Below are 9,704 nucleotides of genomic sequence, written 5' to 3' on the forward strand. Positions count from 1 at the left end.
GGTCGGTCTTCTCGCACCCGCTGTCCGTGATGCTCGGCAGCTGGTCGTTCTCGTTCTACCTGCTGCACGGCATGATCCTCGCCTGGATGATCCTCATCGCCGACGTGCTCGAGCTGCCGCTGGCACTCGGCGCGCTGCTCGCCTTCCCGGCGTCGCTGGCGGCGTCGTGGCTGATGTACGAGTTCGTCGAGCGCCGCGTCGCGCGGCTGCTCCGCGCGCGACCGCGGACCCCGCGTGTCCCCGCGGTCGTCGCCGTGTCCTCGGCTGCGCGGCCCGTCGCGACGATGTGACGGCGCGCGGCACGGCCCGTACGACGCGGCCCGTCCCGACGGACGGGCCCCGTCGTACGGGCAGCCGCCCGTCGCGCCGTCGACCGTGCGGTCGCGGCACGGCGGCCGCGACACGGTGCTGCGCGCCTCCCGGCTCGACGAGTCGCCCGCGAGCGTGGGCGTCACGGTCGCCGGCGCGACCCCGAGCGGGTGCGGCGCCGGCGATCCCGTTTCTCAGGCGGTCGCGATGCGCGTCGAACCGTCCCGCTCCCAGCGTGCCTGGGCGCTCGTCGCACGGCGGCGGGCCAGCAGCGCGAACGCCGCGTAGACGGCGGCGTCCCAGGCGTGGGGCGCGCTCGTGGCGGTGCGCAGCAGCTGGCGCGCCGTCGAGTCGCCCGTGTCGACGCCCTGCTGCGCGGGGCCGCGTCGCACGCGGACGAGCGTGTCGAGCAGAGCCCGCGCCGTGCGCGGCACGCGCACGCGCACGGGAGCGAGCGGAGGGATCCGCTTCTCCGCGGGCCGCACGCGGCGGTCGACGTAGACGTCGTCGGCGGTCACGGGGGGAAGCGGCGTCACGCGTGCGGCGCCCTCGCGCGTCAGGGCATAGACGCCTGCGCCCCACAGCGCCGAGGACATGGCGGGCATGCGGGACCGCGCGCGATAGTACGAGCGCACCCACGGGTCGGTTCTCGCCAGGTCGTACTCGAACGGCGGGCGACCGCCGACGGCGCCGGGTGCACGCAGCGCGCGCACGAGCCCGGGGATCGCCGCGGAGGACAGCTCGATGTCCGCGTCCAGCACGAGCACGGGTCGTGCGGCGGTTCGCGCGATGCCGGCGTTGATGGCGTTCGGCTTGGATCCCTCGGCCAGCTCCACGACGCGGACACCCGGGAAGGTGCTCGCGCGCGCCGCCGTGTCGTCCGTGCAGCCGTTGCACACCACGACCACCTCGATGGACCCGGCGGCCGCGGGCTCGGCCAGGCGCGCCAGCGTGCGCTCGATCACGGCGGCCTCGTTATAGGCCGGGATGACGATCGCGGCGTGCGCCGACCCGGACCCGCGCCACGTCGCGGCCGGCAGGTCGTGCCAGCCGCGGTCGTCTCTCAGCACGTCGAGCAGCCGACGGTGCCGCTCGGAGCGCGGCGCACGCATCGCCGCGCCCACCACCACGGCGGCGCGGTACAGCGCGGCGCGACGGGGCGCGTGCTTGCGCACGTAGCGCACCCGGTTCACCTCCAGCAGGGCCTCGAGCGCGGGGGAGGAGCCGGAGCCCCCCTGGCTGTGCGCCACGACCGCGTCCGGCACGTACCGGACCGCGAGGCCCGCGTCGCGCACGCGGCGCAGGATGTCGGTCTCCTCCGAGTAGAGGAAGAACCGCTCGTCCCACTCTCCGACGGCGGCGACCGCGCGCTCCGAGAACAGCACGGCCGCACCCGTCGCCCAGTCGACATCCTGTTCGCGCGTGTACGCCCGCCGGTCGCGCACGCACTCCGAAAGCGCAGCGGGACGCCCCGGCCAGAGCGGGCCCAGCACCGCGTCGCCGAGAGCGCGCAGGACGGCGGGCTCGCGGAAGAGGGAGAACGAGGTCGCGCCGGTCTCGTCGACGATGCGGGGCACGACGACGCCGCGGTCGGGATCGGCGCGGAGCCGCCCCAGCAGCGTGCGCAGGGCGCCCGCGTGCACGCGCAGATCCGGATTGAGGATCAGCACCGACTCGGCGTCGCCGACGTACTGAAGACCCACGTTGACGCCGCCCGCGTAGCCCAGGTTCCCGTGCGTCGGCACCGCGATGACGTCCGGATGCGCGCGCGCCACGCCGAGTGTGGCGTCGTCGGGCGAGTTGTCGGCGACGATCACGCGGAGCACGACATCCTGCGCCTCCGTGCGCAGCCCCTGGATCAGCCGGCCGAGGTCCGCGGCGCTGCCGTAGGTCACCACGATCGCGGCGACCTCGGCACGGCCGGTCAGGACGAAGCGGCCCTCACCGTCCTCACGCATGCTGCGGGACGCCGAGCGCGGGCCGGCGCAGCGCGGGACGGGCCGAGCGGCGCAGCGCGAGGTAGGCGGGCGGACCCTGCACGAGGTAGCGGTTCGCGAGTCGGCGCGGTTCGAGCATCAGCCGCCACGCCCACTCCAGGCCCGCGCGCGAGATCCACCCCGGAGCGCGCGCGACGCGGCCCGCGAGGAAGTCGACCACGGCGCCGAACGCCAGCAGCACGCCGGCCCCCGTGCGGGCGCCGTACTGCTCGATCCACTGCTCCTGGCGCGGCTTCCCGAGGCACACGAGCAGGATGTCGGGACCGGCGGCACGGATCTCGTCGGCGATCTGCGCGGCGCCCTCTGGCGTCCGCAGCTGCTCGCGCGGCGGCGTCCAGTGCCCCGCGAAACGCGCGCCGGGCCATCCGCTCGCGAGACGCTCCCGCAGCGGCTCGGTCACCGCGGCATCGCCGCCCAGCACCGCGACCGACAGCCCGCGCTCGGCGGCGAGGCCGAGCACCTCGACGATGAGATCGCTGCCGGAGAGCTTCGGATACTGCTGCCCCGTCTCGCGCCTGGCGTGCGCGGCGATGGGCGCGCCGTCGATGAGGTTCAGCCACTCGACCGGCCCGCCGACGAGCGCGGCGTCGGGGTTCGTGTGGCGTCCGAAGTGGTGCAGGTGGTCGAGGTTGATCGAGGCCACGGCGAGGGGGCGCACGGGGCGCTGCGCGGCCGCCTCCGCGATGACGTGCAGCGCAGGCTCGGCCGTCACCAGGTGGATCGACACGCCATCGGTGTCCAGGGTCGGGATCGCTCCCGTCAGGGTGTCCATGGAGCTCATGCACTCTCAGAGACACGAACTCCCGTCGTGATGCATCGACATCGCGGATTCCCGCGCGGGAAGCGATTCGGTCAGATGCCCGGCGGCCAGGGCAGCGAGCCGCGGGAGCGTTCGAGGTGGGCGGCGAGGTGCAGGATGAGCGCCTCGCCGCCGGGGCGGCCGATGAGCTGCACGCTGACCGGATGACCCTCCACGAGCACCGGCACCGTGACGGCGGGCAGCCCCGCGACGTTGACGAAGCTGCTGTAGGGCGCGTACTGGCACTGACGCATGAAGCTCAGCTCGGGGTCGTCCTGCGCGAACCAGCCCAGCGGCTGCGGCGGCAGGGCGAGCGCGGGCGTCAGGACGGCGTCGAAGCCGTCGAACGCCGTGATCGTGGCGCGTTCGAACGCGGTCGCGGCGGCGTAGGCGTCGAGCAGCCGGCCGGCGGTGAGCGCGCGTCCCTCACGGATGAGCCAGGCAGTGACGGGCTCGACCTCGTCGAGCCGCTCGTCCGGCACGGGAATGCGTGCGGCCGAAGCGCGCCACAGCGTCATGAACATGTCGGCGTAGCCCGTCGGACGCCATGAGGCGTCCTCCAACTCGTGACCGGCGCCCGACAGCACGCGGACCGCCTCGTCGAGCGCGCTCCGGGCGGCGGCGTCGAGGCGGATGTCCATGGCCTCCTGCCACGGCGACGTCGTCGTGACGCCGATCCGCAGCTGTCCGGGCAGCACGCGTGCCGCTTCGGAGATCTGGCTGTCGCCCGTCGCTCGCGTCGCGTACGGATACGGACCGGCCGCCAGGACGTCGAGCAGCATCGCGGCGTCGTCCACCGTGCGCGCGATGGAGCCGGCGACCGCGAGCCCTCCGGGGGAGTCGAGGCCCGAACCCGCGGGCACGCGTCCGCGCGACGGCTTCAGGCCCACGACGCCCACGGTGGCGGCCGGGATCCGGATGGACCCGCCCCCGTCCGATGCCGGCGCGGCCGGCAGCAGGCCCGCCGCGACCGCCACGGCCGCGCCGCCGCTCGATCCGCCCGCGCCGTTCACCGGATCCCACGGGTCGCGCGCGGGAGGCCCGATCCGCGTCTCGGTGAAGCCCGTCAGCCCGAACTCGGGCGTGCTCGTCTTTCCCAGGCTGATCGCTCCCGAGTCGTCCAGCACCTTCGCGAGGGGATCGGACCGGTCGGGCACGTGATCCGCGAACGCCCGCGATCCGTACCGGGTCGGCACACCCGCGCGCGCCGTCAGATCCTTGTCGGCGAGGGGCACGCCCCACAGGGGCGGCGTCTCCGTCGGGGGAGTGCCGAGCGCCGCCGCGCGCTCGCGGGCCGCATCCGCCGTGACCTCGGCGAAGGCTCCCAGGCGCTCGTGCGCCTCGACGCGCGCCAGGAAGTACGCGGTCGCCTCGACCGGCGTCACGTCGCCGTCGCGCAGAGCGGCCGCGAGCGTGCGCAGTCCGAGTTCGTGAAGATCGGTCATCGTCAGATCATGTACTCGGGCGCCATCAGCACGCGCCGGGTGTCCTCGTCCGTCGCGCGCGGACGAGCCTTCGCCGGCACGCCCACCACGACGCTGTACGGCGGCGCGTCCTTCGTCACGACCGCATTCGCACCCACCGCGCTGTGCGCGCCGATCGTCACGGGGCCGAGGATCTTGGCTCCCGCGCCCACCGCGACGCCGTCGCCGAGGGTGGGATGCCGCTTCCCCCTCGACAGCGTCGTCCCACCCAGAGTCACGCCGTGATACAGCATCACGTCGTCTCCGATCTCGGCCGTCTCGCCGATCACCACGCCCATGCCGTGGTCGATGAAGAAGCGCCTCCCGATCCTGGCCCCCGGGTGGATCTCGATGCCGGTGAGCCAGCGGGTGATCTGCGATCCGGCGCGCGCGACGAAGCGGAAGCCGCGCCGCCAGAGCGCATGGTTCACCCGGTGCGCCCACACGGCGTGCAGGCCCGGGTAGAGCGTCGCGATCTCGAGGAACCCGCGCGCCGCCGGATCGCGAAGACGCGCCGCCTCGACATCCTCGCGGACGTGCAATCCCATGCGGACGAGCCTAGGTCAGGCGCCTTCCCGCAGATCCTCGAACAGGGCCGTGGAGATGTAGCGCTCACCCGTGTCGGGGATGATCACGACGATCTTCTTGCCGGCGTTCTCGGGGCGCTTCGCGAGCTGCACGGCCGACCAGACGGCGGCGCCCGCCGAGATGCCCGCCAGGATGCCCTCGCCCGCGGCGAGTGCGCGCGCCGTGGCGAGCGCGTCCTCGAACTCCACGGTGACGACCTCGTCGTACACGTCGGTGTCGAGGATGGGCGGCACGAAGTTGGGGCCGATGCCCTGGATCTTCGCCGGTCCGGGCGTGCCGGCGGACAGCAGCGGCGAGGCGGTCGGCTCGACGGCCACGACCTTCACCTCGGGCTTGCGCGACTTCAGCACCTGGCCGACGCCCGTGATCGTGCCGCCGGTGCCGATGCCGGCGACGAAGATGTCGACCTCGCCGTCGGTGTCGCGCCAGATCTCCTCGGCCGTCGTGCGGCGGTGGATCTCGGGATTGGCCGCGTTCGCGAACTGCTTCGCCATGATCGCGCCGGGCGTCTCGGCGACGATCTTCTCCGCTTCGGCCAGCGCGAGCTTCATGCCGCCGGTCGGGTCCGTCAGGATGAGCTCGGCGCCGAACGCCTTGAGCAGCACGCGGCGCTCCTTGGACATCGAGGCCGGCATGGTCAGGATCACCCTGTAGCCGCGCGCCGCGCCCACGAGCGCGAGGGCGATGCCCGTGTTGCCGCTCGTGGACTCCACGATCGTGCCGCCCGGCTTGAGCTCGCCCGATGCCTCCGCCGCGTTGATGATCGCGATGCCGAGACGGTCCTTGACCGACGAGCCGGGGTTGAAGTACTCGAGCTTGGCGTACACCTCGGCGCCCGCGTCCTCGGTGACGCGGTTCAGCTTCACGAGCGGCGTGTTGCCGAACGCGGTGGTGATGTCTGCGTGGACACCGGACATGACGGTTCTCCTCGTTCAGGGTGGGCCCGATGGCGGGTGGGCCGGGACGACGGCGGATCCTGCCCGCCAGGCACAAGCGTATTGCGCGATCCACGCCCCGCGAGCGCGTATGACGCCCGCGGATTAGGCTGTCTGCTCATGACCGCCCCGCATCCCGCCCAGGAGCTGCACGCCTCCCGGGCCCTGCGCGACGTGCTGCGCGTCGCGGCCGGTCGGCTCGCCGAGGCCGGGGTGCCGGACGCCCACGTCGACGCCGAGCTGCTGCTGGCGCATCTGCGGAACCAGAGCCGCGGCGAGGTGCAGACCGGCGTCATCCGCGGCGACGAGCTCACGCCGGAGCAGGCCGCGGGGTACGAGGACCTCGTGGCGCGCCGCGCCGCCCGCGAACCGCTGCAGCACATCACCGGCGTCGCATACTTCCGCCACCTCGAGCTCGCGGTGGGGCCGGGCGTGTTCGTGCCGCGTCCCGAGACCGAGTCGGTGGCGCAGTTCGCGATCGACGCGCTGCGCGCCGCGCCCTCGCCGGAGCCGGTCGGCGTGGATCTGGGCACGGGCAGCGGGGCGATCGCGCTCGCGCTGGCGACCGAGGTGCCGCACGCGCGCATCCACGCGGCGGAGAACTCGCCGCACGCGTTCGTGTGGACGCGCGAGAACCATCGTCGGGTCGGCGCCCCGAACCTGCGACTGGCGTTCGTGGACCTCGCCGTGGCGTTCCCCGAGCTCGACGGCACGGTCGACGTCGTCGTGTCCAACCCGCCGTACGTGCCGGACGACGCCGTGCCGCGCGACCCGGAGGTGCGCCTGCACGACCCCCATGCCGCGCTCTACGGCGGACCCGACGGTCTCGATGTCGTGCGCGAGCTCAGCCGCGTCGGCATGCGCCTGCTGCGCCCGGGCGGGCTGCTCGTGATCGAGCACGGCGAGCTGCAGGGCCGTGCGATCCGCGACCTGCTCTCGGAGGCCGGATGGCGCGCCCCGGCCACGCATCCCGACCTGACCCGCCGGGACCGCACGACGACCGCGATCCGGCCGTAGTCCCGCGTCCCGGGGTCAGTACGCGCCGTGGGGGCGCAGGACAGCCCGGACCGTCTGCAGCATGAGCCTCAGGTCGCCCGCGATCGAGCGGTTCTCGACGTAGTGCAGGTCGAGCCGGATGCCCCGCTCCCAGCCGAGGTCGCTGCGCCCGCCGACCTGCCACGGGCCGCTGATCCCCGGCTTCACGTACAGCCGGCGCCGCTCGTCCTCGTCGTACGCCGCGACCTCCGAGGGCAGCGCAGGACGCGGGCCGATGACGCTCATGTCGCCCGCCAGCACGTTCCAGAACTGCGGCAGCTCGTCCAGGGAGTACTTGCGCAGGAAGCGCCCCACGCGCGTCACCCGCGGGTCGTGATGCAGCTTGAACATCGGACCCGCGGCCTCGTTCGCCCCGATCAGCGCGGCCCGGTCGCGCTCGGCGGTCGCGGTCATGGAGCGGAACTTCACCATCGGGAAGAGCCTGCCGCCCTCGCCCACGCGGTCCTGGCGGAAGAACACCGGCCCGCGGGAGTCGAGGCGGATGGCGAGCCCGATCGGCACCGTCAGGATCGAGATCGGGATCAGCGCGATCGCGGCGACGACGATGTCCACCGCGCGCCTGGCGGCCCGGCGCGCGTCGTACACGGGCTGCGCGACGCGCAGCAGCGGCACGTCGCCGCCCCAGTGCACGCGCAGGCGGGGCGACGAGACCTCCGTGATCCCCGGCCACACCACCACCTCAGCGATCGTGCCCTCCAGTGCCCACGCCAGGCGGCGCAGGAACTGCGGACCCGTCGGCGTCCGCGCCACGATCACCGTGTCCGCGCGCAGCGACGTGGCGGCGTCGACCGTCCGGCGCACGGCGGCGGACCCGTCCTCGCTCCCGCCGAGGGCGCCCTCGTCCCACACGACGGTGCCGCAGATGCGGATCTGCTCGGAGGCGGACAGCGCCTCCGCGAGCGAGGACACCTCGGCGGCGCCGCCGATCACGACCGCGCGGGTGAGATGCTCGCCCACCCGCAGCTGCGCCGTCAGCCGGCGGCGCCACAGCACGCGCACGGCCCCCAGGCCCAGCAGCGATGCGGGCGCGACGGCGAGCAGGGGCGCGAGCCACGCGACGTCGACGAGAGCCGAGGGCAGTGCCGAGAGCATCACGGTGACGACCGCGGTCGCACCGAGGGAAGCTCCCGTGGCCATGGTGATGCGCCCGAACTCGCGCGGGAGCGACAGCAGCGGGTCGTGCGAGCGCGACGCCGCCAGACCCAGCCACCAGCCGACCGCGGCGACGGCGAGGGGGAAGAGGGTGTGCGCGGTGGCTTCGATCGATGCGACGACGCCCCAGGTCAGGGCGAGCACCGCCGTGTCGCCCGCGAGCACGAGCCGGCGGTGGACCGCCTCGCGATGACGGCGCCGGGCGAGCGGAGGCGTCGTCACGGGGGCCGCGAGCCTCGGGATGACGTCGGCTACGGCGTCGTCGTCCGGGGTGGGCGGCGCGATGGGCGGAACGAGCGGTGCCGCGGGGCGGCCCAGAAGCGGACGGGGGGCGTCGATCGTTGTCATCGGGCGGTCCTCAGGTCCTGTTCTTGGTCGTGTCGTCCGCACCGAGGACGGATCGCCTCCGCGCCGCAGCGGGCCGGCGCGTCCGTGACGGACGTCTTGCACTGTCGCTGAGGAGTGGGGCCTTCACCGCGTGATACACCCGCGCACCGGGCGGCGCGGCGCCGCCGGACATCGCCGAGACACGAGGGGCGGCACGCGGGCGAAGCAGACAGAGGCAAAGCAAATAGAATCGTGCCGATGTCCTCCCCCCTCTTCGACTGCAGCGACGAGGCCGAGCTGCTCTCCGGCATGCGTCAGGCACGCCAGGCGATCGCGCGCGGCCACCTCATCGTGATGCCCACCGACACGGTCTACGGCGTTGCGGCCGACGCGTTCGACGCTCAGGCCGTGCAGCGGCTGCTGGACGCGAAGGGGCGCGGCCGGCAGCAGCCTCCGCCCGTGCTGGTTTCCGGCGTCGACGCCATGCGTGCGCTGGTCGAGGAGGTGCCCGAGCCGGTCGAGCGTCTCGTCGAGCGCTTCTGGCCCGGCGGGCTGACGATCGTGCTGCCGGCGCAGCCGTCGCTGTCGTGGGACCTCGGAGACACGAAGGGCACGGTCGCGGTGCGGATGCCGGATCACCGGATCGCCCTCGAGCTGCTGACCGAGACGGGCCCGCTCGCGGTCTCGAGCGCGAACCTCACGGGCAAGCCGGCGGCGGTGACGGGCGACGACGCGCGGGCGATGCTCGGCGACAGCGTGGCCGTCTACCTCGACGGCGGCCCGTCCCGCACGGGCGTCGCGTCCACGATCGTCGACGCGACAGCGCTCGTCGGCCCGCGGGAAGACGAGCCGCGCGTGCGGATCCTGCGCGACGGGGCCGTGTCGCGCGACGACCTGCGCGACGTGCTGGGCGACCTGCTCGAGCTCGCGGACGACGACAGCCCCGCGCCTGCCGCGCGCGAGTCCGCGCCGACGGCGCCCGACGAAGAGCGCGCGTGAGGCAGTACCTCTTCACGATCCTCCTGACGGCGGCGCTCACGACGGCGCTCGCCTGGGCGGTGTGGCGCCTGAGCATGCG

Annotated in this window: 8 protein-coding genes and 1 pseudogene; 3 read left to right on the forward strand and 6 right to left on the reverse strand. The window is 74.0% G+C overall.

Going from position 1 to position 9,704, the window contains the following annotated elements; translation table 11 throughout:
- Positions 1 to 290 (forward strand): annotated as a pseudogene (locus RIF89_RS07610) (hypothetical protein); the annotation flags it as partial.
- Positions 291 to 503: 213 nt separating this feature from the next.
- On the opposite strand, the gene RIF89_RS07615 reads toward RIF89_RS07610, so the two are convergent.
- The 5 genes from RIF89_RS07615 to cysK form a co-directional block, all read right to left on the reverse strand.
- A complete protein-coding gene (locus RIF89_RS07615; RefSeq protein WP_309068526.1) occupies positions 504 to 2,267 on the reverse strand; it encodes a glycosyltransferase family 2 protein in 1,764 nt (587 codons plus the stop codon).
- Positions 2,260 to 3,087 (reverse strand): WecB/TagA/CpsF family glycosyltransferase, encoded by an 828-nt coding sequence (locus tag RIF89_RS07620; protein WP_309068527.1) that lies wholly within the window; start codon positions 3,085 to 3,087, stop codon positions 2,260 to 2,262. Before RIF89_RS07620 ends, RIF89_RS07615 begins: the two co-directional genes overlap by 8 nt.
- Positions 3,088 to 3,158: 71 nt before the next feature.
- Positions 3,159 to 4,550, reverse strand: coding sequence for an amidase (locus tag RIF89_RS07625; RefSeq protein ID WP_309068528.1), 1,392 nt, complete (start codon positions 4,548 to 4,550; stop codon positions 3,159 to 3,161).
- Positions 4,551 to 4,552: 2 nt separating this feature from the next.
- A complete protein-coding gene (gene epsC / locus RIF89_RS07630; RefSeq protein WP_309068529.1) occupies positions 4,553 to 5,116 on the reverse strand; it encodes a serine O-acetyltransferase EpsC in 564 nt (187 codons plus the stop codon).
- A gap of 15 nt (positions 5,117 to 5,131) precedes the next feature.
- Entirely contained in the window at positions 5,132 to 6,073 is a 942-nt protein-coding gene (gene cysK / locus RIF89_RS07635; protein WP_309068530.1) for a cysteine synthase A, read from the reverse strand.
- A 138-nt stretch (positions 6,074 to 6,211) separates the two neighbouring features.
- On the opposite strand from cysK, the gene prmC reads away from it, so the two are divergent.
- On the forward strand, positions 6,212 to 7,108 hold the full coding sequence (gene prmC, locus RIF89_RS07640) for a peptide chain release factor N(5)-glutamine methyltransferase (RefSeq protein WP_309068531.1): 897 nt from the start codon (positions 6,212 to 6,214) through the stop codon (positions 7,106 to 7,108).
- 15 nt (positions 7,109 to 7,123) lie between these two features.
- On the opposite strand, the gene RIF89_RS07645 is transcribed toward prmC, so the two are convergent.
- Complete coding sequence (locus RIF89_RS07645) at positions 7,124 to 8,647, reverse strand: sugar transferase (RefSeq protein ID WP_309068532.1); 1,524 nt, start codon at positions 8,645 to 8,647, stop codon at positions 7,124 to 7,126.
- 237 nt (positions 8,648 to 8,884) lie between these two features.
- Between RIF89_RS07645 and RIF89_RS07650 the strand changes: the two genes are divergently transcribed.
- A complete protein-coding gene (locus RIF89_RS07650) occupies positions 8,885 to 9,625 on the forward strand; it encodes an L-threonylcarbamoyladenylate synthase (RefSeq protein WP_309068533.1) in 741 nt (246 codons plus the stop codon).
- Positions 9,626 to 9,704 lie beyond the last annotated feature (79 nt).

The sequence above is a fragment of the Microbacterium sp. genome (assembly GCF_031178525.1).
GTDB lineage: Bacteria > Actinomycetota > Actinomycetes > Actinomycetales > Microbacteriaceae > Microbacterium.